Here is a 22,877-nt window from a genome sequence, read left to right as displayed (position 1 = left end):
GGCAAAAAACCACGGTGTGTAACTTTCAAGAATGTTCGAAGCGTTTCGAAAGCCCTGAGCGCTGCCCCGAACATCGGCCGTGATCGACATTTCGGGACCGAACGGTTCGTGGGACGCTCGGGGTTCACGGGGTGCCCCGGCCCCGCCTCGCCCCGTCTCCGCTCGGGTTATCACCGTAAGTTTCAGGGCGGTGACCAGCCACTTACGAGGTAAACGGGCACGCGGCCGACGATCGCCTTGACGAGGTGCAGGGGCAGTACGGACGGTAACTGCACCTCGATTTCGAGCCCGTCAATGTAAGGAGAGTCGATGAGGCGCAAGATTGCCCTCATATCGGCGGCCGCACTCGCGGCGACCGCCGGTGCCGTCGTGGTCGCCAACGCGGCGTCCGCGGCGGCCGGGTGTTCGGCCAAGTACACGATCGTGAGCTCATGGCCGGGCGGGTTCCAGGCCCAGGTCGACGTCACCAACCTCGGTGACGCGACCACCAGCTGGAACGTCGGCTGGGACTTCGGCAACAGCTCGCAGACCATCAGCCAGATCTGGAACGCGAACAAGACCCAGTCCGGCGTGCACGTCAACGCCACGAACCTGAGCTACAACGGCAACCTCGCCAGCAACGGCGTGGCGTCGTTCGGCTTCACCGGCGCGTGGAGCGGCAGCAACCCGGCGGGCACCAACTTCACGCTCAACGGCACCGCCTGCACGGGCGGCACCACCACCACCCCGACGTCGAACTCCCCCTCGCCGGGGACCTCGCCGTCGAACCCGGGCAACGGCACCCCCGTCGTGGCGCTGACCAGCCCGACCCAGGGCTCGACCTTCACCGCCCCGGCGACGATCGGCCTGGCCGCCACCGCCAGCGTCGCCGGCAGCACCATCAGCAAGGTCGACTTCTACAACGGCTCGACACTGCTCGGCACCGACACCAGCTCGCCGTACACCTACAGCTGGACCAACGTCGCGGCCGGCAACTACTCGGTGACCGCCAAGGCCACCGCGGCCAACGGCAACACGGCCACCACCACCGCCGTGGCGGTCTCCGTCACCACCGGCGGCGGCAACAACGGCACCCACGTCGACAACCCCTTCGTGGGCGCCAAGTGGTACGTGAACCCCGACTGGTCGGCCAAGGCCGCCGCGGAGACCGGCGGCAGCCGGATCTCCAACCAGCCGACCGGTGTCTGGCTCGACTCGATCGCCGCCATCACCGCCCCGGCCGGCTCGGGCTACACCACCAGCCTGTCCAAGCACCTCGACAACGCCCTGGCCCAGGGCGCGACGCTGGCGCAGTTCGTGATCTACGACCTGCCCGGCCGGGACTGCGCGGCGCTGGCCTCCAACGGTGAGCTCGGCCCGACAGAGATCGACCGCTACAAGACCGAGTACATCGACCAGATCGCCGCGATCGAGGCGAACTCGAAGTACGCGGGCATCCGCATCGTCAACATCATCGAGATCGACTCGCTGCCGAACCTGGTGACCAACGCGGGCAGCGAGGCGGGCGCCACGGCGGCCTGCGCGACGATGAAGGCCAACGGCAACTACGTGACGGGCATCCAGTACGCCCTGAGCAAGCTGCACGCGGTCGGCACCAACACCTACAACTACATCGACGCCGCCCACCACGGCTGGATCGGCTGGGACAGCAACTTCACCCCGTCGGCGCAGCTGTTCGCCAGCACCGCGAAGGGCGCCGTCGGCGGCGTCAACACGGTTGACGGCTTCATCACCAACACCGCCAACTACTCGGCCCTGTCCGAGCCGTGGGTGCAGCCCACGACCACCGTCGGCGGTCAGAACATCCGGCAGTCGAAGTGGGTGGACTGGAACCAGTACACCGACGAGCTGACCTTCGCTCAGGCCTTCCGCACCGCGCTTGTCGGCCAGGGCTTCAACTCCAACATCGGCATGCTCATCGACACCAGCCGCAACGGCTGGGGCGGCACGGCCCGGCCGACCGCGGCGAGCACGTCGACCGACATCAACACCTACGTCGACGCCTCCCGCATCGACCGGCGCATCCACGCCGGCAACTGGTGCAACCAGAGCGGTGCCGGCCTTGGCGAGCGCCCCCGCGCGACCCCGGCCACCGGTATCGACGCCTACGTGTGGATCAAGCCCCCGGGCGAGTCGGACGGCTCCAGCTCGCTGGTCCCGACCGGCCCGAACAACCCCGGCGGCAAGGGCTTCGACCGCATGTGTGACCCGACCTACACGGGTAACGGCCGCAACGGCAACAGCCTGAGCGGTGCCCTGCCCAACGCCCCGGTCTCCGGTGCGTGGTTCTCGGCGCAGTTCCAGCAGCTCATGCAGAACGCGTACCCCGCGCTGTAACCAGCTCGCTGGTGTGAAACCGCTCCACGAAGGGGCCCCCGGTTCACCCGGGGGCCCCTTTCGCGTTTGGTTTCCGGCGGCTGAGGTACAGCTAGAGCCGTGAAATCCTTCGTGGTCGTGGCCAATCGCCTGCCCGTGGACGCGAGCCCGGGCGGCCTCGTGACCGCACTGGAGCCCGTCGCCCGCAATGCCGGTGGAGCGTGGGTGGGCTGGGGCGGTACCCCCGACGAGGCGGCTGAGCCCTTCGACCACGACGGCGTGCACATCCGCCCCGTCGAGCTCTCGGCGCAGGACGTCGACCGCTACTACGAGGGCCAGTCGAACTCGACGATCTGGCCGCTCTTCCACGACGGCGTCGAGCCGGCCGTGCACCATCGCGAGTGGCGGGTCGCCTACGAGGCGGTCAACCGGCGCTTCGCCGAGGCGGCCGCGGACGTCGCCGCCGAGGGCGCCACCGTGTGGGTCCACGACTACCAGCTGCTGCTCGTGCCCGGGCTGCTGCGGGCGGCCCGCCCGGACCTGCGGATCGGGTTCTTCCTGCACATCCCGTTCCCGCCGGTCGAGCTGTTCATGCAGCTGCCCCGGCGCACGGAGTTCGTGCGCGGGCTGCTCGGCGCCGACCTGGTGGGCTTCCAGCAGCCCCTGGCCGCGCAGAACTTCCTGCGCCTGACCGCGCAGCTGCTCGGCCTGCACCCCGATGGCGAGCACGTGGAGTACGAGGGGCGCACGGTCACCGCCCGGGCCTTCCCGATCTCGATCGACGCCGCCGAGATCGACGCGCTGGCCGCGGACCCGGAGGTACTCGCCGAGGCCGAGCGCCTGCGCAAGGACCTCGGCGGCGACCGCCGGCTGCTGCTGCTCGGCGTCGACCGGCTCGACTACACCAAGGGCATCGACCAGCGCATCGAGGCCTACGGCGAGCTGCTCGCCGACGGCACGATCAGCAACGACGAGGCCGTGCTGGTCCAGGTGGCCACGCCGAGCCGGATGCGCGTGGCGCAGTACCAGCAGCTGCGCGAGCGGGTCGAGCGCGAGGTCGGGCGGATCAACGGCGAGTACGGCGACGTCGGGCGGGTGCCGCTGCACTACCTGTTCCAGTCGCGGACCCGGGCCGAGCTCGTCGCGCTGTACCTGGCGGCCGACATCATGCTCGTCACCCCGCTGCGCGACGGGATGAACCTGGTCGCGAAGGAGTACGTGGCCGCCCGCCGCGACCACGGCGGCGCGCTGGTGCTCTCGGAGTTCACCGGGGCCGCCGCCGAGCTGACCGACGCGTTCCTGGTCAACCCCTACGACGTCGACGACGTCAAGCGCGGCATCACAGCGGCGATCGCCGCCGCGCCGGACGATCTCACGGCCCGGATGCGCCGGATGCGCGAGCGGGTCCTGGAGCACGACGTCGCCCGCTGGGCCCGGGAGTTCCTCGACGCACTTACCTGATTCGTCCGTTTCAAGCGGCTTCATCCAGTAGAACCGAGAGGAGCGATTCTCACCTCTCGGAGGACCACCCCATGTCGAGCCGTGCCCAGACCTACCTCATCACCGGCGGGGCCGGGTTCATCGGCTCGCACCTCGCCGATGCCCTGCTCGCCCGCGGGGACCGGGTCGTCGTGCTCGACAACCTCTCCACCGGCCGCCTGGCCAACCTCGACGCGGCCAGCGGCCACCCGCACTTCCGGTTCGTGCAGGGCTCCGTCCTCGACGAGGTCGTCGTCGACGAGCTCGTGCACCAGGCGGACATCGTCGTGCACCTGGCCGCGGCGGTCGGCGTCAAGCTCATCGTCGAGCAGCCGCTGAAGTCGCTCACCACGAACATCCGCGGCTCCGAGATCGTGATCGCGGCCGCGTACCGGTACCGGCGCACCGTCATGGTCGCCAGCACCTCGGAGATCTACGGCAAGAACTCCAGCGGCCCCCTCGACGAGCAGGCCGACCGGGTCCTCGGCAGCCCCGCCGTGACCCGCTGGTCGTACAGCACGGCGAAGGCGGTCGAGGAGATCCTCGCCAACGCCTACCACCACGAGCGCGGCCTGCCGACGATCGTCGTGCGGCTGTTCAACACCGTGGGCCCGCGGCAGAGCCCGTCCTACGGCATGGTGATCCCGCGCCTGGTCCGCCAGGCCGTCGCCGGCGAGCCGCTCACCGTCTTCGGCACCGGCCGGCAGACCCGCTGCTTCGCGCACGTCTCCGACGCGGTGCGGGCGATGCTCGCGCTGCTGGGCGACCCGGCGGCGACCGGCGGCACGTTCAACGTCGGCGCGGACGAGGAAACGTCGATCCTGCGCGTCGCCGAGCTGGTCATCGAGCTGGCCGGCAGTTCGTCGCCCATCGAGCTCATCCCCTACGACCAGGCCTACGGCTCGGGCTTCGAGGACATGCACCGCCGCGTCCCGGACACCGGCCGGCTGCGCGCGCTGACCGGCTGGGCGCCGCGCTACGGCCTGCTCGACGTCCTCGGCGAGATGATCGCCGAGGCCCGGCACGAGCACGACGCGGCGGCGCAGCTGGTGCTTTCGTGACTGCACCCGTCATCGCGGCGGTGTTCGTCATCGCGGTGCTGCTCTCGGCCGCGGCGACCGAGGGCTGCCGGCGGCTGGCCCTGCGCCTCGGCGTCACCGACCGCCCCGGCGGCTACAAGCAGCACCGCGAGCCGATCCCGTACCTCGGCGGGCTGGCCATCGTCGCCGGCACGCTCGGCCCGGCCGCGGGCGCGGCCGTCCTCTTCGGGGCGCCGCCGAAGCTGACGGTCGTGGCCGTCGCCGCGCTCGTCGTCGCCGCGACCGGGCTGGCCGACGACGTCGAGCCGCTCGGGCCGGTGCTGCGGCTGGTCGTCGAGACCGGGGCGGCGCTGCTCGTCGTGCTCGCCGGGGTGCGGCTCGCGCTCAGCGGCGTCTGGTGGCTCGACGCGGCCGCGACCGTCGCCTGGATCGTGCTGCTCACGAACGCCGTGAACCTGCTGGACAACATGGACGGGGCGGCGGCCGCGGCGGTCGGCGTCGTCGCGCTCGTCCTGGGCCTCGGCACCGCGACCCTGACGGTGCCGCTGCTGTGCCTCGCCGGTGCCTGCGCCGGGTTCCTGTGGCACAACCGGCCGCCCGCCCGGATCTTCATGGGCGACGCGGGCTCGCTGTTCCTGGGCTTCTCCCTCGCCACCGGCGCCGTCCTGGTCGCGCCGCCCGCCCCGCTGCCCGCGGCCGCGACTGTCCTGCTGGTCGGCCTGCTGCCGCTGCTGGACACCGCGCTCGTGGTGATCTCGCGGCGGCGGGCCGGGCGCAAGTGGTACCTCGGCGGCCGCGACCACACCGCCCACCGCCTGCGCACCGTCGGGCTGTCCGCGGGCCAGGTCGCCGGCGTCCTCGCGAGCGGTGCGGGTGCGGCCGCGACCCTGGCCGTCCTGGTCGGCGCGGGCACGGTGACCGCGGTGGCCGGCCTCGTCGTGTGGCTGTGCGCGACCACGGCCGCCGTGACAGCACTGCTGCGGGTGCCGGTATGTGCGGTATCGCGGGCGTCGTGAGCGCTCCCGGGGCCGGACCGCCGGACCGGGCCCTGACCGAGCGGATGTGCGCCACGCTCGTGCACCGCGGCCCGGACGGGCACGGCCTCTACGCCGACGACCGGGCCGCGCTCGGCATGCGCCGCCTGGCGATCGTCGACGTCGCCGGCGGCCGGCAGCCGGTGCGCAGCGAGGACGGCACCGTCGTCGCGGTCTGCAACGGTGAGCTGTACAACTACCGCGAGCTGCGCGACGGGCTGCGGGCCCGCGGCCACCGCCTCACCTCCGACGGCGACGCCGAGTGCCTGGTCCACCTGTACGAGGAGCACGGCGACGACCTCGTGCGGCACCTGCGGGGCATGTTCGCGTTCGCGCTCTGGGACGCCCGCCGGGGCCGGCTGCTGCTGGCCCGCGACCGGGTCGGCAAGAAGCCGCTCTACTGGCGGGCCGACGGGGCCGGGCTGGCGTTCGCGTCGGAGGCCAAGGCGCTGCTCGCGGACCCGGCCCTGGACAGGCGCCTCGACCCGGTGGCGCTGCACCACTACCTGACGTACGGGTACGTGCCGGCGCCCGGGAGCATCTTCGCCGGCGTCGCCAAACTGCCGCCCGGCCACGTGCTGACGTGGCAGGCCGGGAAGGTCCGCATCGGACGGTACTGGCGGCTCGGCAGCGAGCCGCGGGAGGTGCCCGACGAGCCGGAGGCCCGCCTGCGCGAGCTGCTCCTGGACGCCGTGCGGGTCCGGCTGGCCGGCGAGCGCCCGGTCGGCGCGTTCCTCTCCGGCGGCGTGGACTCCTCGGCGGTGGTGGCCGCGATGGCCCGGCTGAGCCCGGAGCCGGTGCGCACGTTCTCGATCGGCTTCGCGGACGCGGCGTTCGACGAGCGGCCGTACGCGCGCCTGGTCGCCGAGCGCTACGGCACCGAGCACCACGAGCTCGTCCTCGAGGCGCCCTCGGCCGACCTGCTGGCCCGCATCGCCTGGCACTTCGACGAGCCGTTCGCCGACTCCTCGGCGGTGCCGAGCTTCCAGGTCGCCGCGCTCGCGGCCGGGCGGGCGACGGTGGTCCTCAACGGTGACGGCGGCGACGAGGTGTTCGGCGGATACTCGCGGTACACCCTGGCCCAGGCCCTCCGCCACGTCCCGGCGCTCGGCTTCCCGGCCGCCTTCGACCGGCTCGGGTCGCGGCTCACCGGCGTGCACCCCCGGCTGGGCCGCGCCGTGCGCACCCTGGGCCTGGCCCCGGCCGACCGCTACACGACGGTGATGTCGCTGTTCACGCCGGCGCAGAAGGCGCGGCTGTACCACCCGGACCGGCCGCCCGGGCCGGCCGGCGTGGACAGCCTCGCGATCGCCCGGGACGAGTGGGAGCGCTCACGGGCCGCCGCGGGCGCGGGGCGGGCGATGGATGTGGACCTGTACACGTACCTGCCGGGCGACCTGCTGGCCAAGGTCGACGTGACGACGATGGCCCACTCCATCGAGGCCCGCTCGCCGCTGCTGGACCAGCACCTGATGGCGTTCGCGGGCGCGCTGCCGCAGCACCTCAAGGCGTCCGGGCGCGGCACGAAGGTCCTGCTGCGCCGCGCCCTCGCCGGCTGGCTGCCCGCACCGGTCCTCGCCCGCCCGAAGCGCGGCTTCGCCATCCCGGTCGCCGCGTGGCTGCGCGGTCCGCTGCGCGACCCGGCCCACGACCTGCTCACCGGCCCGACCGCCGGCGGCCGCGGGCTCTTCGACCCCGCCGCCGTGCGGGGCCTGCTCGAGCGCCACGCCGCCGGCCACGACGAGGCCCCCCGTATCTGGGCACTGATGCAGCTCGAGCTCTGGCACCGCGCGTTCGTCGACCAGGCCCCCCGCGCCGCCGCACTGCCCGTCTGAGATTCCCGGGCGGCCGCGGGGAACCGCTGCGGGCCCGCGCCGCGTCGTAGGGGCATGCGAACCGTCACGCTCCTCGTCGCCGTGCTCGCCGCCCTGGCCGCCTGCGGGGCGCGGGCGGACCGGCCGGGCGACCCGGCCCCGCCGCCCAGCGGCGCCCCCGAGATCCACGACGCCTGGACCTCCTGCCGGCAGGAGGTCGACCCGAACGCCTTCGAGCCGACGATCGTGCTGAGCCTGCCCCGCCTCCCGGCCGGCTTCGAACCGGCCGAGCTCGTCGTGTGCTCGTCCGGCCTCCAGGAGCGGCCCGACGGCGGCGAGGACTTCGTGCTGCGGGAGCGCCGCGGCCGCGACGTGGCCGCCGTGACGGCCGCCCTGCGCCTGCCCAGCGCCCCGCTCACCGACAACCCCTGCACCGCCGACCTGCCCGGCATCGCCTGGTTCGCCGTGCTCGACGCCGCCGGGCACTGGCTGCGCCCGGGTGTCGCGGCCGACGCCTGCGGCAAGATCCGCTTCGAGGCCCGCACCGCCGTCGAGCACGCCCAGCTGACCGTCGTGGCCACCACGGTCCTGGGCGAGAGCCGCTCGGCGTCCTCGGCCGCGAGCGGCTGCCCGATGGGCTACGGCAACATGGTCGCCGCCGAGACCGCGGGCGGCCGCCTCCCCGGCGCCGAGCCCGACGCCCCGACCGGCGAGATGCGCGTGTGCCTGTACACCGTCGCGCCGGCCGAGCAGGCCGGCGACAAACCGGCCGGCCGCTTCGAGCGCGGCGGCCAGATCTCCGCGGCCGCCTGGGCCCCGCTGCGCACGAAGCTGCTGGCCGCGGGCCCACCGGCCCCGTGCACCGCGAACGCGGGCCGCTTCGCCCTGATCCGCCGCGCGGACGACAACCTGGGCGCCGTGTACTTCGAGCTCGACGGCTGCCACCGCCTGCTCTTCGAGACCGCCTCCGGCAGCGCCGTCCGCCAGGGCACCCCGGCCCTCGCCGCCGAACTCGAGCGGGCCGTCTAGGGACACGACCGGCCCACACCGACCCGGGCCTCACGACCCGGCCCGGGCCGGCCGAGCGACCGTCCGAAGTGGAGTATGGCGTCCGGCCGGGTCGCCATCGGACCGCGGCGCCCGCCGGACCCGTTGCACCACAAGGCTTTGTGCGGCCTCAACCGGAATGGCCGGGCCGGCGACGGTCAAGGCCGGCGAGACGCTGCAGCTCAAGGAGTCGCTGCTCGGCACGACCACGGTGGTCGACGTGACGGTGACGAACGTCAAGTACAATGTCAAGAGCGCCGACGGGTTCAGCAAGCCGGGCAAGGGCCAGTTCGTCACGGCCGACGTGCAGGTGCTCGTGCGGCAGGGCAAGTACTCGATCAGTTCGGGTTCGTTCAAGCTCGTCGCGAAGGACGGCACGGCGTTCGACTCGACAATCGCCCTGGACGGCAAGGACCTGTCGGCGAACGACCTCGCGTCCGGGCAGAAGGCGAGCGGCACCGTCTGGTTCGACGTGGCCAAGGACGCCCAGACCGGCGGGAAGGTCGCGCTGAAGTCGATCCTGGCCGAGGGCGACGCCGGGTACTGGGCGCTGTAGAACACCCGAGGCCGCCGCCGGGGCGGCGGCGGCCGTTCGGGCCGGTTCGGGTGCCTCAGGACTCGGCGTTGCGGGTGCGGCGGCGCCAGCGGGTGGCGCCGTAGACCAGGATGCCGCCCAGCATGACGGCGCCGGAGCCGGTCAGGGCCATGAGCGGGAGGTTGCCGTCGGCGATGCCGGTGACGGCCAGGTTGTTGTCGGACGTCGAGGTGTTGGAGCTCGCGGCGACGCTCACGGTGCGGGTGATGGTGCCGAAGGTGCCGCTGGCGGTGAGCACGGCGGTGCCGGTCTGGGTCAGGGGGATGCTGATCGACCAGTTGCCCGCGCTGTCGGCCGTCGTGGTGTAGGTGTGCGCGGCGGCGGCGTGGGCGGCGAAGCCGCGGGCGCGGCTGTTCGAGGACGCGGCGCCGCCGTAGGAGACGGTGACCGTGACCGTCGAGCCGGGGTCGGCGCGGCCGGACATGGTGACGGCGCCGCCGGACTCGACGGTGCCCGTGTCGACGACGACGTCGTTCGTCGACGGCGGGTACTCCGCCTGGGCCGCGGCCACCGGGGCGAGCGCGGTCAGGGTGCCCAGCACGCCAGCCGCCACGCACGTCAACGCTTTCTTCACGCCAGCCTCCCGGCCTCACGCAGAGTGATTGTGGATTCACCCTATCGTGGCGGCGGACACTTCCCGGTGGAAACCGGGTTTATCGTCCACGGCCTGGCCAGCGGGGTCGTCACGAGCGCCGGGGCGGGGGCGCCGGCGCGCGGGGCGGCCAGCCGGACGGTGACGGTCCGCTGCCCGCCGGGCGGGATGTCGGCGGTGAGCAGCGCGATCATCCGGCCCCGTACGGCACCGTCCACGATCGACACCCGGGCGCCGTCCACTGTGGCCTCTCCCACGGTCCAGCCGGTCGGGGCGGCGACGGAGACCAGGGTGCGCAGCGTGTAGGGGTCCGGCACCACCGCCGGCCAGCTCAGCACGCCGCTGGGCAGCCCGGAGGCGGGGGCGCTCGAGGCGAGTGTGAGGCGCACGGAGTACCCACCGGATCCGCTTGTGCAGTCGTCTTTGACGATGCCCGCCGAAGGGCTCAGGTAGTAGCCGAGCTTCGACGCGCCGCCCTCGTCGAGGAAGACGCCGGCGGTGGGCGCACCGGCGTCGTCGGCCGGCAGCGCGCCCTCGAGGGGCGTGCCGGCGATGCGGCGCTGCTCGGCCGGGTCCGCGCTCCAGGCCAGCATTCGCTTCTCGTGCACCGCGAGCGCCAGCGCGCGCAGCAGCTGCCCCGGCGGGCCGGGGTGGGCGAGCACCGCCTCGAACACCGCCCGGGCGGCGCCCGCGAAGAACGCGTCCTGGCGGCTCTGGTCGGGCATCCGCTGGTACACGTCCGACAGCAGCAGCTGCACGGCGTTGCCGGCGGTCAGGGTGGCCCCGCCCGGCACCGGCACCGGACCGGTCGCGGCCAGCAGGTACGCCAGGGCGACGGGGTCGGTGGCCAGGACGCCGTCGACGGTCGTGCCGGTGCGGCGCCGGTACATCTCGCGGGCTACCGCGGCCGCGCCGGGAAAGTCGGGAGCCAGGTTGATGTTCGCGGCGTGGCTGGCGGTGTCCTCGCCGTAGAGCTGCCGGACGCCGTCGTCGACGGGCAGCACCGGCGCGGGGAAGGCCCCGAGCCCGCCGGTGGCGGTGCCCTGGCCCAGCAGGCGGATGCGGCCGCGGTCGGCGCCGAGGACCGCGTAGGCGCCGGGCATCCCGCCGGTGGCCCGCATCTCGGCCGGGTTCTGGAACAGCACGAGGTAGGTGCGGGGCCGGTCGGCGCCGAGCAGGGCGGGCAGTCCGGCGGCGGCCCGGGTGGCCGTGGCGAGCAGGCGCAGCTTCGCCTTGAGCTCGGCGAGCGGCCGGGCGACAGGCGGGGCGAGCCCGTCGGGGGTGACCCGCTCGAGGCGGTGCACCACACCCTGCACCGCCCGGTCGGCGGCGGCCAGCCTCGGCGCGGCCCGGGCGAGGGCATCCGGATCAAGACCGGCGCCGAGCGTTTCCAGCAGCGGTGGTACCGCATCCCGCGCGAGCGTCTCCAGCCCGAGCGCCGTCTCCCGGACCGCGGCCAGGCTGCGGCTGGTGACGGCGGCGGCATGCCAGGCCGGGTCCCGCACGGCGTCGGCGGCCGCGCGGGTGCGGGCGCGCAGGGCGTCGGCGGTGTGCCGGGCCGCGACGATGTCCCCGGACTGCAGCTGCGGCGGCAGCCGGTGAGCGAGCGCGGCCACGGCGGTGAGCTCGTCGCGGACGTCCCGCACACGCAGCCCGAGCCAGCCCGTCGCGGCGACGGGGACCAGGGCCAGCACCAGCGCGGGGATCAGGCGCCGGCGCAGGCTGCCGGGCCGGCGGTGGGTGGTGCGGGGTCGGCCGGGCACGAAGCGCATCGTACGGCCGCCAGAACCGGCAATTCGTACGAATCCGCATTTATCCGATGAACCCGGCGATACGCTTCCGCTCGTGAACCTGCACGACTACCTCCGGGTGCTGCGTAAACGCTGGCCGTTCGTCGTCATCACGTTCGCCGTCGCGATGGTGCTCGGCGTGCTCGTCACCCTCAACACCACGCCGCGGTACGCGTCCACGCTCACGTTCTTCGTGACCACCTCCAACCAGGGCAGCGCGGGCGACGCCTACCAGGGCGGCCTGTACTCCCAGCAGCGCGTCAAGTCCTACGCCGACCTGCTCACCAGCGAGCGCCTGGGCCAGGCCGTCGTCGACGACCTGGCGCTGCCGATGAGCGCGGTCACGCTCGTGTCCAAGGTGGACGCCATCGTGGTGCCGGACACGGTCCTGCTGCGCGTCACCGTCACCGACACGTCCAAGGACCAGTCGCTGCGCATCGCCCAGGCGCTCGGCCGGCAGTTCACCCGGCTCGTCGGCCAGCTCGAGACCCCGCCCGACGCGGCCGCCGCGCCGGTCAAGGTCGAGGTCGTCGGCGGGCCGCGCCTGGAGGCCGCGCCGGTCGCGCCCCGCCCGCTGCGCAACATGGGCATCGCGGTCGCGCTGGGGCTGCTGCTCGGCGTGGGCCTGGCCGTGCTGCGCGAGACCCTCGACACGTCGATCCGCTCCGCCGAGGCGCTGCGCGACATCTCCGGCGCGCCGGACCTCGTGACAGTCGCGTTCGACGCCACCGCCAAGGACTCGCCGCTGGCCGTCGGCGACGCCGGGTTCTCGCCGCGGGCCGAGGCGTTCCGGCAGCTGCGGACCAACCTGAAGTTCGTCGACGTGGGCCGGCCGCTCAAGGTGCTGGCGCTCGTGAGTGCGGTACCCAGCGAGGGCAAGTCGACGTTCGCGGCGAACCTCGCCACCACCATGGCCGCCCAGGACGGCGCCCGCATCCTGCTCATCGAGGCCGACCTGCGCCGCCCGAAGGTCGCCGACTACCTCGGCGTCGAGGGCTCCGTCGGGCTCACGAACGTCCTCATCGGCCAGGTCGGCATCGACGACGTCCTGCAGCCACTGGGCCGCAACGACCTGTGGGTGCTGCCGAGCGGCTCGATCCCGCCGAACCCGAGCGAGCTGCTCGCCTCGCCGCGGATGCACGAGCTGCTCGAGGAGCTCAAGTCGCGCTACGACCTGATCATCCTCGACTCCCCCGCCCTCCTGCCGGTCACCGACGGCGCCGTGGCCGCCTCCCACGCCGACGGGTCGCTGCTCATCGTCCGCTACGGCCACACCACCCGCACGCAGGTGAACAAGGCCCTGGACATGCTGGCCGCGGTGGACGCCACCATCATCGGCTGCGGTCTGAACATGGTCCCCGGCAAGGGCGGCGACGCCTACACCTACCAGTACGACTACGGCTACGGCGACGACACCAGCCACCGCCCCCGCCTGGTCGACCAGCTCGAGGAAGCCAAGCACCTGACCGGCCGCCAGTCCGCCGCGTCGTCACCCCGCCCGGCCGCCCGCCCCCGCCGCCGCAGCCGCGCGAAGGTGCACTAGCCCAGGAACTCGGCGGCCAGGGCGGCGGTGTCGAGCTCGGCCGGGTCGCGGCCGGTCATGATCCAGAAGAACGGCGGGCCGACGAGGCGGGCCACCGTGCGGCCCGGGCCGGCGCCGACGCGGTCGAGGACGGTGCGCGCGCTGTCGCCGAGCACATCCTTCGACGCGATGAGCGCCTTGACCGCGGGGTCGTGCTGGGCGGCGGCGAGCAGCGTCCGATATGCGGCACCCGCCGCCGAGACCGTCAGGAACCGCACGAGCGCGTCGAGATACGCGATGATCTCGGCCCGCGCATCGTCCGCCGGGGGTACGGCGAGCTCGTCCTCGGCGTCGGCCGCGCTCGCCTCGAACAGGATCTCGGCCTTCGTCGACCACCACCGGTAGACGGTCTGGCGGCCGACGCCGGCCCGCTCGGCGATCGCCTTCATCGTCATCGCCGCGTAGCCGACCTCCAGCAGCAGGTCGTCGACCGCGTGCAGCACGGCCTCCCGGGCCTCCTCGCTGCGGGGCCGGCCCACCCGGCCGCTCGGCTTGATCACGCCCCCGATCATAGCGTGACACCGTGTCTCGTTTCGTGCTACGGTTTCGAGACACAATGGCTCGAAATTGGAGGGGTACCCCATGCACGTCTTCATCACCGGCGCGACCGGCTGGATCGGCTCGGCGACCGTCGACGAACTCCTCACCGCGGGGCACAAGGTCACCGGGCTGGCCCGGTCCCCGGCCGCCGCGGACGCGCTCGAGGCCAAGGGCGCCACCGCCGCCCGCGGCGACCTGGACGACCTGGACGCGCTGCGCCGCGGGGCCGGGGCGGCCGACGCCGTGGTCCACCTGGCCAACAAGCACGACTGGGCCGATCCGCAGGAGAGCGACCGCGCGGACCGGGCGGCGATCGGGGCCATGGCGGCCGCGCTGGCCGGCAGCGACCGGCCGCTCGTCGTCGTCGACGGGCTCTCCGCCCTGGCCGGCGACCGCCCCGTCCTGGAGAGCGACGTCGACCCGGACGGCAACGAGCACCACGGCGTGCCCGGCGTGCGCACGATCGCCGTACGGTTCGCGCCGTCCGTCCACGGCCACGGCGACTGGGGCTTCGTGCAGTTCCTCGCCGACGCGGCCCGGCGCACGGGCGTGTCGGCGTACCTCGGTGACGGGTCGACGCCGTGGTCGGCCGTCCACCGCGGCGACGCCGCCCGGCTCCTGCGGCTCGGCCTGGAGTCCGCGCCCGCGGGGGCCCGGCTGCACGCGGTCGCCGAGGAGTCGATCCCCACCCGGGCCATCGCCGAGGCGCTGGGTCAGGCGCTCGACCTGCCGGTGGCATCCGTGGCCGACCCGGGACACTTCGGGTTCGTCGGCGGCTTCTTCGGCCTGCACCTGGCCGCGTCGAGCGCCGCCACCCGCGCGCTGCTGGGCTGGCACCCCACCGGCCCCGGCCTGCTCGACGACATCCGGGCCGGCGCCTACACGGCCTAGACGTACGGGTCGATGGCGGCGGCGACCGGGCCGCTGGACAGGTAGCCGCCGAAGGTGTGCGGGTCGAGCGGGCCGACGTCGACCTCCTCGTGCCGGTCGGCGGGGAAGCGGTCGCCCAGGCGGGCCGGGGTCGCGACCAGGTCGCCGGGGTCGGCGAGGTCGAGCCAGCGGCCCACGCCCGCGGGGCGCTCGGCGCGGCCGGCGACGGGCGGCGGCACCAGACCGTCGAACACGGCCCCGGGAAGGCCGAGCGGTGAGCCGAGCGTGACGAGCAGCTCGATCGTGAGGTCGGGGCGGGCGCACAGGGCCTCGTACGCGACGACGGTGCCGAGGGAGTGCGCGACGACGATGTGGGCGCCGCTGCGCTCCACGGCCTCCACCACCGCGACGCGGCAGCGCTCACGCAGGGCCGGGCGGGTCATGTACACGTAGACCTCGCGCAGCAGGGCGGCCATCACCCGGCCCAGGGCCTCGGCCGGGCGGCCCCGGCGGCGGGCCAGCCGGTCCAGCGCCTGGCGCAGCGGGCGGGCCGGCGAGCCCGGCGCGGCCTCGGGCGGTACACCCAGGACGGTCAGCCACGACCGGGCCCAGTCGCGCTCCCGTGGGCTCAGCGCGTCCAGGTCACCGGGGTCGTCCTGGGCCCGGACGTCGAGCAGGTGCGCGTAGTACGCGGCGGCCAGCCGTGGCGGCGGGCCGGGCCGGCCCGCCGCGCGGTAGCCGTCGGCGAGCCGGGCGGTCCACTGCTCGGCCAGGGCCAGCGCCGCGGTAGGCGGGTCGAGGCCCGGCTGCCGGCTGGCGATGCCGTGCACGGCGACGATCGGAGCGTGCATGTGCACATTCTGTCGGAGCCCGCACCCGCCGCCGATGGCCGAACGGCTGACCCGTTCCGGCTCCGGGCCCGCGCTGAAGGCGCCCGGGTCACGCCCGCCCGGTCGCCCGGGCGGGCGCGTCCGCCGCGCTCAGTGCACCCACGGCAGGTCGGCCGGCATGTCGTAGGTCAGGGTGACGTCGAAGCCCGCATCGCGATCCACCGTGAACGTCAGACCGAAGCGCGGCAGGCTGCCCTCGGACACCATCGCGTCGCGCAGGTCCAGCAGGGTGTTGGTGAGCTCCTCCGACCACGGGTCGGCGAACTCGGCCCAGCGGCTGCTGTCCAGCGGCCCGTCCTCGCCCTCGAACTGCATGCGCATGCCGGTGTAGTGCTCGTCGACCTCGGCCTCGAACACCGAGCGCACGGCCTCCGGCGGGGACACCTTGCGGACGATGGCGACGATGCTGTCCAGGTAGGGGTCGTCAGGCAAGGCGGTACACCAACGTATCGACCATGGTCTCAGGATACGGTGGGCCGCAGCAGCGCCCTCAGGCGGTCGGCCACCGCCGCGAGCTCCTCGGCGCAGGAGTGGAACGCCTCCGCGGAGGCGCGCAGCGGGTCGGGCAGGCTCTCCGCGGCCGGGGCCAGCGGGGGCACCGTGCCGCGCACGGCGACCGCCTCGGCGAGCAGGGACTCGGCCCGCCGGGCCGCATCGGCGCCCGCCGGCAGGGCGGCCGTGTCGACGTGCCCGGCCAGCCGGTGCCACTGGCGCACGGTGAAACACCGCAGCAGGTGTACCGGTGACAGCTCGACGCACCGCGCGCGGTGCTCGCGGCCGGCGGTGAGGACCAGGTCCGCGTGGGCCACGTCGGCGTCGGTGAGGCGGCGGCTGCGGAAGCCCGCCGGGTCGGCGCCGCGCTCGGTCAGGGCCCGGGCGGCGAGGGGGTGCATGGCCGCGCCGGGCGTGGCGTGGGTGCCGGCGCTGGCCAGCTCGATCCGGTCGCCGAAGGGCCGCAGCGCCCGGCGCAGCAGCAGCTCGGCCATCGGCGAGCGGCAGAGGTTGCCGGTGCACACGAGCAGGATCCGGAACCGCTCGGGCGCGGCGTGCCGCGGCGTGTGCGTCATGCCGCGGCCACCCGCCGGATGAACTCGGCGTAGCGGTCGAGGTTGGCCTCCTGCTCGAAGCGCTCCTCGACGCAGGCCCGGGCGGCCCGGCCCATGGCGGCCGCCCCGCCGGGGTCGCGCAGCAGGGCGATGATCGCGGCGGCCCAGGCGCCCGGGTCGTCCGGCGGGACCAGCCGGCCGGCGGCGGGCGCGACGATCTCGCGGTGGGCCGGGATGTCGGAGCACAGCACCGGTGTCGCGCACGCCATGGCCTCGAGCACCGCGCGCGGGCGCCCCTCGGACCACGACGGGTGGGCGAGGCACCGCGCGCCGGCCAGCAGCGCCGGCATCGCGTCCGGTGCCACGCGCCCGGCCAGCACGACCGATGCGTCGTGCGCGCCCGGCCGCAGCGGGCCGTCGCCGGCGATGAGCAGCCGCGCGTCCGGGAACGCCGCCGTCACCTCGGGCCAGGCGCGGCACACGACGGCGTGGTTCTTGACGGGGATGCGGCTGCCGGCCATCACGACGGTACGACCTGACGATCCGGCACCGGGGTGGAAGCGGGCCGTGTCGACGCGGCTGCCGATGGCCGCGACGGGGCCGCGCGCGAACGGGGCGACGGCCGTGCGCAGCCCGTCGCTGACGACCCGCACACCGGTGGCCCGGCGCAGGGCCGCGCGGGTGGCGGCGCCGAGGGTGTACCGCTTCAGCCGCGACCCGTACTCCGGGCCCGGCCGCACCACCTCTCCCTGGACCTGGAACAGGTGCGGCAGGCGGCGCCGGGCCCCGGACAGCTCCACGGCGACGGCGGCCAGCGGGTCGCTGGACATGAGCACCGCCCCCGCGGCCGGGCTCACCCGGTCGACGGCACGCCGGGCCGCGGCCAGGTAGCGCAGCCGGTCGGGCGCGGCGAACCGGTGCAGGTGCACGGGGTCGCGGTCGAGGCCGCCGGTGCGGTCCCCGGCCGCCGGGACGACGATGTCGTAGCGGCCACCGAGCCGGGCGGCCAGGCCGCGGGCCGTGTCGAGGACGGGGTCGTCGTCACCGAGCGGGCTGGAGCCGACCACGACGACGGAAACCGGCGCGGGCACGTCAGGCGACGGCGAGCGGGCGATACGCGGGGCGGGCCCGGACCCACTCGGCGGTCGCCGCGAGCCCGGTCTCCATAGGCACCGCCTCCACGTCGGGGAACAGCTCGCGCAGCCGCGCGGTGTCGGCCTGGGTGTCACGGGCGTCGCCGGGGCGCGCGGGCTGGTGCTCCAGCTCGATCGGCACGTCGAGCGCCGCGCCGACCCGGGCGGCCAGGTCCAGGACCGAGACCCGCGTGCCGAAGGCGAGGTTGACCGGCGTCGGCGACGTGACCCGCCGCAGGACCGCTTCGGTGAGGACCCGCACGACGCTGCCGACGAACGTGAAGTCGCGGGTCTGCCGGCCGTCGCCGTGGATGCGCAGCGGCTCCCCGCGCAGGGCGGCGTCCATGAACGACGGGACGACCGCGGCGTAGGCGTGGCCGAGCGCCTGCAGCGGCCCGTAGACGTTGAAGAACCGGAAGGCGAGCGCGGGCAGCTGGTACGCGGCGCCGTACGCGGTGACGTAGCCCTCGGCGGCGAGCTTGCTGGCCGCGTAGGGGCTCAGCGGGCGGGTGGCCAGGTCCTCGCGCTTGGGCAGGGCGGGGTTGCCGCCGTACACCGACGACGAGGACGCGGCGACCACGTGGGTGCCCCGGCGCCGGCACGCCTCGAGGAGGTACACGGTGCCGGTGACGTTGGCGTCGTGGGCGGCCACGGGCTCGGCCATCGAGCGCGGCACCGACGAGCGGGCGCCGAGGTGGACCACGCTGTCGACGCCGGCCACCAGGTCCTCCAGCAGCGGCCGGTCCAGCAGCGAGCCCTCGGCGAACTCCACGTCGACGCCGTCGAGGTTGTCCAGGGTGGACGTGCTGAGGTTGTCGAGCACGACGACGCGGCTGACGCCCGGGTGGGCGGTGAGCTCCCGGCACAGGTTCGATCCGATGAATCCGGCTCCGCCGGTGACGAGCACGCGCACGCCTGACACCTTTCACGCATTGTGTCCTACTGGATACGCAGCGTAGCTCACGCGCCGATGACGCCGAGGTACTTGCCCTCGAACCAGAACACCGCGACGTCGGCCCGCCCGGCCGCGAGCCCGGCGAAGAACAGGTCGTCGTTGATGTCGTCCATGACCACCACCGCGTTCGGGGCCAGGGCCGGGCCGACGCGGCGCATGAACTCGGCGCGGGCGCCGCGGCGCTTGTCGGAGTCGTAGTGCAGCAGCTGCGGGCGGGCCCCCGCGCGGGCGAGGTCGCCCAGGATCGGCCCGAGGTTGCGGCGGTCCCCGCGCACGTGCAGTGTCCACCGTGGATAGAGGTACGGCGGCACCAGGCAGCCGATGTGCCGCTCCGGCTCGGGGTGGCGGAACACGGGGAAGTCGCTGGAGTGCAGGTGCCCGCCGCCGTTCTCGTCGAGCGCGGCCAGGATCGCCCGGCTCGACCAGCCCGCGCCGACGCCCGTCTCGAGGACGGCCCCGGGGCGGTGGCGGCGCACCAGGAAGTGCAGCAGCGGGTAGCAGGCGCCCCCGCCGAGGTGGATGCCGGCCGCGCGCAGGGCGTCGGCGCGCGGCTGGGCGTCCTCGCGCATGCGCGCCGCGAACACCAGGGACGCGTCCCACAGGTCCGGGTCACGGGCCCGGCACCACGCGTCGAGGTCCTCGGCGTGCCGCTCGGCCCAGCGCCGGCCCGCGTCGCGCTCGCGCTCGCCGTAGCGGCCGGCGAGGTACACCTTCCGCGCCATCTCGGAGAAGTAGCCCGGCCGCAGAGCGTTGCGGGCGATGGTTGCGACTCCCATGGCCGCCGAGCTTATGTGGCATATCCGTACTTTTACGGCGAATTTGCACTATGAAGGAGACACCGAGCGGAGGGAGCCGGGGGATGCGGCGAGTCGAGACCGTGCGGCGCTGGCTGCGCCACGCCGGCCCGGCCCGGACCGCGTCCGTGCTCGGCGGCTACCTCGCGGTGCGCGCGCTCGGCACCGGCATCCGGCGGCACGTCGCCCCGGCCATCGGCGACTTCACCGCCAGCGGCGGCCCCATCGTCACCGCGGCGGGCGACCTGCTGCGGGCACTCGGGTTCGCCGCGGCGGCGGTGGAGCCGGTCCTGGCCGAGTACCCGGCCGTCGCCGCCCGCCTGGCCGCCCGCTACGCCGCCGTCGAGCTGTACTACCCGCGCACCCACGGCGTCGAGGCCGAGACGAGCGCCGCGCTCTACGGCCTGACCCGGCTGCTCGCCCCGGCCCGCGTCGCGGAGACCGGCGTCGCCGACGGCCGCTCCTCGTTCGTCATCCTGGCCGCGCTGGCCCGCAACGGCGCCGGGACCCTGCACAGCTTCGACGTCAACGACACCGCGGGCCGGCTCGTCGGCGGCCACCCGCAGTGGCGGCTGACAATCCTCGACCGGCGCGCCCCGGACCGGGCGCTGCGCCGTGAACTCGCGGCGCTGGGGCCGATCGAGCTGTTCTTCCACGACAGCGATCACATGTACCTCAGCCAGCTCTTCGAATACGACGAGGCGTGGCCGCACCTGGCCGAGGGCGGCGTGCTGGCCAGCGACGACGTCGACGACAGCCGCGCCTTTCTGGACTTCTGCGCGGCCCGCTCCCGCCGCCCGGCGTTCCTGTTCGACAACCGCAAAATCGTCGGAGCAGCACGTGTCTGAGCCGCCCGCAGCGGAGCGGGCCGTTTCCGAGCGGGCCATCGCCGAGCCGGACGTGCCCGAGCGGGGCGTTCCTGAGCGAGGCATGCCCGAGCGGCTCGTGTCTGTGCCGTCCCGGCCTGAGGCGCCTACGCCCGAGCGGCCTGTGCCTGTGCCGCGGCTGGTGTATGTCGTGCCGCAGCTGTCGCCGGCCGAGCACTTCGCCCATGTGCCGGCGCTCCTGGCCGAGCTCGGCACGCATCTGGACGTGGCCCTGGCCGTGGAGCGCGGCACGCCGCCGGCCCACCTGCCCGGTGTCCGGGTCGTGCACCGGGTCGCCGGTCGGGGGCGGCTCGCACGGATGCTGGGCACGGCGCTGACGATCCGCCGCTGTGCACGCGCCGGATACGACACCTACTTCCTGCGCTACTCGCCGCTGTTTCTCATCGTGCTCATCCTGACCCGCCCGCTGTACCGGCACCGGACCCTGCTGTGGCGCAGCGGCCTGCCCGACGTGCGTCCGCCCGGCGCCCGGCTGCGCCTGCGCGACCGGGTGGGCATGGCCGTGAACGCGCTCACCGTGCCGTTCGTGCACGGTTTCGTGACCGGCCCGGAGACGATGCTGCCGCTGATGGCGGCCCGCTGGAACGTGCCCGGGCACAAGATGCGCCTGCTGTACAACGACATCGACACGACCCGCTTCACACCACTCACCCCCGCGGAGCGCACGGCGGCACGGCAACGGCTGGACTGGTCCGACGACGAGTTCGTGCTCCTGTTCGTCCACCGCCTGTCGTACCGCAAGGGCGCCCGCCTCCTCGCCCCGCTCTACGACGCCGTGACCGCGACCGCACCGCGCCCCGTGCGGCTGGCGGTCGCCGGCGACGGGCCTGATCGTTCGCTCATCGACGGACAGGCGGCCGTGCGCGAACGGATGCAGGTGCTCGGGGCCGTGCCCAACCGCGACCTGCCGGCCGTGTACGCCGCCGCCGACTGCGTCGTCATGCCCAGCTACGAGGAGGGCTTCGCGCGCGTCCTGCTCGAGGCGATGGCGTGCGCGGTCCCGGTCGTCACCACCGACGCCGGCGGCAGCGTCGACGTCGTCGGCGCGGACTATCCGCACATCGTCGCGGTCGGCGATCTGCCGGCTTTTGTCGCCGCCGTGCACGACGTGATGTCCATGTCTGCACAGCAGCGCGCAGCGCTCGGTGCGCGAATGCGCGAACGCGCACGCTCCCGATTCTCACCCGAGCGAATCGCGCACATGCTCGCCGCGATCGTCAAGGCCGAACAGGGGCCCGCATGACGCAGCAGCGCGCGGCCCCCGGCACACCGGCGCGCGAACGCGCACACCCCCGATGCTCACCCGAGCGAATCGCGCACATGCTCGCCGCGATCGTCACCGCCGAACAGGAGCCCGCATGAGGATCGTCCGGGTCAGCTACCGGGTGCCGCCGCTGCCGGGTGGGCTCGAACGCCACGTCGACATGCTCACCCGCGAGCAGCTCGCCCGCGGGCACCGGGTCACGCTCGGGTTCCGCCACGGCGAGCCGATCCCCGGCGCCGACATGCTGACGCTCGCCGTCACGCCCCGGTCCCGGGCTCTCGCCGGGCGCTCCGACGTGCTCGCGTTCGGCGCCGAGGTCGCGCACACCCTGCGCCGCCCCGAGCCGGCCGACCTGGTGCACCTGCACGGCGACTACCTCGACGCGGCCCAGATCGGCCCGGCCTGCCGCCGCCTCGGGGTGCCGCTCGTGCTCACCGTGCACGGCGCGCTCAACCTGCGCCATCGCGGACTGGCCCGGTGGGCGCTGCGCCACGTCGACGCGTTCGTCGCTCTCGGCGCCCGCCCCACCGCCGACCTGCTCGCGCTCGGCGTGGAGCCCGAGGCGATCCTGACCACGTCCAGCGGCGTGGACCTCACGGCGATCGGCCCGCCGGCGGCCGCGGTCGAGCCCGGCCTCATCGTCAGCGTCGGCGCGCTCGACCCCGTGAAGGGCCACGACACCGTCATCGCCGCCGTCGACCGCCTGCGGGCCACCCGGCCCGACGCGCACCTGGTCATCGCCGGCGAGGGCCCGTTGCGCGACGAGCTGGCCCGGCACAGCTTCGTCACGCTTGCGGGCACGCTGCCGCGCCACGAGGTCTACGCACTGCTGGGCCGGGCCGAAGCGTTCGTCCTCGCGTCCCGGCGCCTGCCCGGCAAGGGCGAGGGCATCCCCACCGCGGCACTGGAGGCGCTGGCGTGCGGTACCCCCGTCGTGCTCTCCACCGAGGCGACGCTCGACCCGGTCATCGCGCCGTCGGCCTACCGCACGTTCCCGGCCGGCGACGCCGAGGCGCTCGCCGCCGTGCTGGGAACCCTCCCGGCCGGCCGGGACGAGCACGGGCCGGTGGCCGTGCAGGGCCGCGCCTGGCCGCGGGTGGCCGGCGAGATCGAGGACTGGTACGGCACGGCGTTTCGCCGGTGCGTGCGCCGGGGGGTGTTCGGCCATCGGCTCCCTGCACGCGTGTGAGGTCACCAAGACGCTCAACG

General features: G+C 74.4%; 21 protein-coding genes. 12 read left to right on the top strand and 9 right to left on the bottom strand.

Annotated elements, in window-relative coordinates:
* Nucleotides 1-309 precede the first annotated feature (309 nt).
* The 7 genes from Dvina_RS22285 (at nucleotide 310) to Dvina_RS22255 (ending at nucleotide 9,286) form a co-directional block, all read left to right on the top strand.
* Nucleotides 310-2,337, top strand: a complete 2,028-nt coding sequence (locus Dvina_RS22285; RefSeq protein WP_223104399.1) for a glycoside hydrolase family 6 protein — start codon at nucleotides 310-312, stop codon at nucleotides 2,335-2,337.
* Nucleotides 2,338-2,436: 99 nt separating this feature from the next.
* Nucleotides 2,437-3,777 carry an alpha,alpha-trehalose-phosphate synthase (UDP-forming) gene (locus Dvina_RS22280; RefSeq protein ID WP_223104398.1) on the top strand — a complete coding sequence of 447 codons (1,341 nt, stop codon included), beginning with the start codon at nucleotides 2,437-2,439 and terminating at the stop codon, nucleotides 3,775-3,777.
* Nucleotides 3,778-3,848: 71 nt separating this feature from the next.
* Nucleotides 3,849-4,856 (top strand): NAD-dependent epimerase/dehydratase family protein, encoded by a 1,008-nt coding sequence (locus Dvina_RS22275; protein ID WP_223104397.1) that lies wholly within the window; start codon nucleotides 3,849-3,851, stop codon nucleotides 4,854-4,856.
* Nucleotides 4,853-5,851, top strand: coding sequence for a glycosyltransferase family 4 protein (locus Dvina_RS22270; protein ID WP_223104396.1), 999 nt, complete (start codon nucleotides 4,853-4,855; stop codon nucleotides 5,849-5,851). The genes Dvina_RS22275 and Dvina_RS22270 overlap by 4 nt, the downstream gene beginning before the upstream one ends.
* On the top strand, nucleotides 5,848-7,704 hold the full coding sequence (gene asnB / locus Dvina_RS22265) for an asparagine synthase (glutamine-hydrolyzing) (protein ID WP_223104395.1): 1,857 nt from the start codon (nucleotides 5,848-5,850) through the stop codon (nucleotides 7,702-7,704). The genes Dvina_RS22270 and asnB overlap by 4 nt, the downstream gene beginning before the upstream one ends.
* A gap of 54 nt (nucleotides 7,705-7,758) precedes the next feature.
* Complete coding sequence (locus Dvina_RS22260; RefSeq protein WP_223104394.1) at nucleotides 7,759-8,712, top strand: hypothetical protein; 954 nt, start codon at nucleotides 7,759-7,761, stop codon at nucleotides 8,710-8,712.
* A gap of 157 nt (nucleotides 8,713-8,869) precedes the next feature.
* Nucleotides 8,870-9,286 carry a DUF4352 domain-containing protein gene (locus Dvina_RS22255; protein ID WP_223104393.1) on the top strand — a complete coding sequence of 139 codons (417 nt, stop codon included), beginning with the start codon at nucleotides 8,870-8,872 and terminating at the stop codon, nucleotides 9,284-9,286.
* A 55-nt stretch (nucleotides 9,287-9,341) separates the two neighbouring features.
* On the opposite strand, the gene Dvina_RS22250 is transcribed toward Dvina_RS22255, so the two are convergent.
* Both Dvina_RS22250 and Dvina_RS22245 read right to left on the bottom strand, forming a co-directional pair.
* Complete coding sequence (locus Dvina_RS22250; protein WP_223104392.1) at nucleotides 9,342-9,899, bottom strand: hypothetical protein; 558 nt, start codon at nucleotides 9,897-9,899, stop codon at nucleotides 9,342-9,344.
* A 41-nt stretch (nucleotides 9,900-9,940) separates the two neighbouring features.
* Nucleotides 9,941-11,680: a DUF4012 domain-containing protein gene (locus tag Dvina_RS22245; protein WP_223104391.1), complete on the bottom strand. Its 1,740-nt coding sequence runs from the start codon at nucleotides 11,678-11,680 to the stop codon at nucleotides 9,941-9,943.
* An 82-nt stretch (nucleotides 11,681-11,762) separates the two neighbouring features.
* Here Dvina_RS22245 and Dvina_RS22240 point away from each other — a divergent pair, with 82 nt between their 5' ends.
* Nucleotides 11,763-13,250, top strand: a complete 1,488-nt coding sequence (locus Dvina_RS22240; RefSeq protein WP_223104390.1) for a tyrosine-protein kinase domain-containing protein — start codon at nucleotides 11,763-11,765, stop codon at nucleotides 13,248-13,250.
* Here Dvina_RS22240 and Dvina_RS22235 read toward each other — a convergent pair.
* The gene (locus Dvina_RS22235; RefSeq protein ID WP_223104389.1) at nucleotides 13,247-13,789 is read right to left on the bottom strand and encodes a TetR/AcrR family transcriptional regulator; all 543 of its coding nucleotides are present in this window, start codon (nucleotides 13,787-13,789) and stop codon (nucleotides 13,247-13,249) included. The two genes, Dvina_RS22240 and Dvina_RS22235, sit on opposite strands and share 4 nt — an antisense overlap.
* Nucleotides 13,790-13,871: 82 nt before the next feature.
* Between Dvina_RS22235 and Dvina_RS22230 the strand changes: the two genes are divergently transcribed.
* The gene (locus tag Dvina_RS22230) at nucleotides 13,872-14,720 is read left to right on the top strand and encodes an NAD-dependent epimerase/dehydratase family protein (RefSeq protein ID WP_223104388.1); all 849 of its coding nucleotides are present in this window, start codon (nucleotides 13,872-13,874) and stop codon (nucleotides 14,718-14,720) included.
* Here the strand turns inward: Dvina_RS22230 and Dvina_RS22225 are convergent.
* From Dvina_RS22225 to Dvina_RS22200, 6 genes are all read right to left on the bottom strand, one after another.
* Complete coding sequence (locus tag Dvina_RS22225; protein ID WP_223104387.1) at nucleotides 14,717-15,550, bottom strand: GPI inositol-deacylase; 834 nt, start codon at nucleotides 15,548-15,550, stop codon at nucleotides 14,717-14,719. The genes Dvina_RS22230 and Dvina_RS22225 overlap by 4 nt on opposite strands.
* 129 nt (nucleotides 15,551-15,679) lie before the next feature.
* On the bottom strand, nucleotides 15,680-16,021 hold the full coding sequence (locus Dvina_RS22220; protein WP_223104386.1) for a hypothetical protein: 342 nt from the start codon (nucleotides 16,019-16,021) through the stop codon (nucleotides 15,680-15,682).
* Nucleotides 16,022-16,050: 29 nt separating this feature from the next.
* Nucleotides 16,051-16,656 (bottom strand): arsenate-mycothiol transferase ArsC, encoded by a 606-nt coding sequence (locus Dvina_RS22215; RefSeq protein ID WP_223104385.1) that lies wholly within the window; start codon nucleotides 16,654-16,656, stop codon nucleotides 16,051-16,053.
* Nucleotides 16,653-17,726 (bottom strand): glycosyltransferase family 4 protein, encoded by a 1,074-nt coding sequence (locus Dvina_RS22210; protein ID WP_223104384.1) that lies wholly within the window; start codon nucleotides 17,724-17,726, stop codon nucleotides 16,653-16,655. Before Dvina_RS22210 ends, Dvina_RS22215 begins: the two co-directional genes overlap by 4 nt.
* Before the next feature lies 1 nt (nucleotide 17,727).
* The gene (locus Dvina_RS22205) at nucleotides 17,728-18,681 is read right to left on the bottom strand and encodes an NAD-dependent epimerase/dehydratase family protein (protein WP_223104383.1); all 954 of its coding nucleotides are present in this window, start codon (nucleotides 18,679-18,681) and stop codon (nucleotides 17,728-17,730) included.
* 47 nt (nucleotides 18,682-18,728) lie between these two features.
* Nucleotides 18,729-19,499 carry a class I SAM-dependent methyltransferase gene (locus Dvina_RS22200; RefSeq protein WP_223104382.1) on the bottom strand — a complete coding sequence of 257 codons (771 nt, stop codon included), beginning with the start codon at nucleotides 19,497-19,499 and terminating at the stop codon, nucleotides 18,729-18,731.
* A gap of 83 nt (nucleotides 19,500-19,582) precedes the next feature.
* Between Dvina_RS22200 and Dvina_RS22195 the strand changes: the two genes are divergently transcribed.
* The 3 genes from Dvina_RS22195 (at nucleotide 19,583) to Dvina_RS22185 (ending at nucleotide 22,857) form a co-directional block, all read left to right on the top strand.
* Nucleotides 19,583-20,365: a class I SAM-dependent methyltransferase gene (locus Dvina_RS22195; RefSeq protein ID WP_223104381.1), complete on the top strand. Its 783-nt coding sequence runs from the start codon at nucleotides 19,583-19,585 to the stop codon at nucleotides 20,363-20,365.
* Between the two features lie 142 nt (nucleotides 20,366-20,507).
* Nucleotides 20,508-21,647 (top strand): glycosyltransferase family 4 protein, encoded by a 1,140-nt coding sequence (locus tag Dvina_RS22190; protein WP_223104380.1) that lies wholly within the window; start codon nucleotides 20,508-20,510, stop codon nucleotides 21,645-21,647.
* Nucleotides 21,648-21,762: 115 nt separating this feature from the next.
* Nucleotides 21,763-22,857 (top strand): glycosyltransferase family 4 protein, encoded by a 1,095-nt coding sequence (locus Dvina_RS22185; RefSeq protein ID WP_223104379.1) that lies wholly within the window; start codon nucleotides 21,763-21,765, stop codon nucleotides 22,855-22,857.
* Nucleotides 22,858-22,877: the final 20 nt, after the last annotated feature.

It is taken from the genome of Dactylosporangium vinaceum, assembly GCF_019904175.1.
In the GTDB taxonomy this organism is placed as follows: domain Bacteria; phylum Actinomycetota; class Actinomycetes; order Mycobacteriales; family Micromonosporaceae; genus Dactylosporangium; species Dactylosporangium vinaceum.
The sequence above is the reverse complement of the archived record's forward strand: the minus strand, read 5'-3'. Positions and strand labels throughout refer to the sequence as shown.

What these genes read in the sequence shown, in the direction of transcription:
- Dvina_RS22285 (WP_223104399.1), top strand. Translation starts at nt 310, where the DNA reads ATGAGGCGCAAGATTGCCCTCATATCGGCGGCCGCACTCGCGGCGACC.
- Dvina_RS22275 (WP_223104397.1), top strand. Translation starts at nt 3,849, where the DNA reads ATGTCGAGCCGTGCCCAGACCTACCTCATCACCGGCGGGGCCGGGTTC.
- Dvina_RS22260 (WP_223104394.1), top strand. Translation starts at nt 7,759, where the DNA reads ATGCGAACCGTCACGCTCCTCGTCGCCGTGCTCGCCGCCCTGGCCGCC.
- Dvina_RS22255 (WP_223104393.1), top strand. Translation starts at nt 8,870, where the DNA reads ATGGCCGGGCCGGCGACGGTCAAGGCCGGCGAGACGCTGCAGCTCAAG.
- Dvina_RS22230 (WP_223104388.1), top strand. Translation starts at nt 13,872, where the DNA reads ATGCACGTCTTCATCACCGGCGCGACCGGCTGGATCGGCTCGGCGACC.
- Dvina_RS22225 (WP_223104387.1), bottom strand. Translation starts at nt 15,550, where the DNA reads ATGCACGCTCCGATCGTCGCCGTGCACGGCATCGCCAGCCGGCAGCCG.
- Dvina_RS22215 (WP_223104385.1), bottom strand. Translation starts at nt 16,656, where the DNA reads ATGACGCACACGCCGCGGCACGCCGCGCCCGAGCGGTTCCGGATCCTG.
- Dvina_RS22200 (WP_223104382.1), bottom strand. Translation starts at nt 19,499, where the DNA reads ATGGGAGTCGCAACCATCGCCCGCAACGCTCTGCGGCCGGGCTACTTC.
- Dvina_RS22195 (WP_223104381.1), top strand. Translation starts at nt 19,583, where the DNA reads ATGCGGCGAGTCGAGACCGTGCGGCGCTGGCTGCGCCACGCCGGCCCG.
- Dvina_RS22185 (WP_223104379.1), top strand. Translation starts at nt 21,763, where the DNA reads ATGAGGATCGTCCGGGTCAGCTACCGGGTGCCGCCGCTGCCGGGTGGG.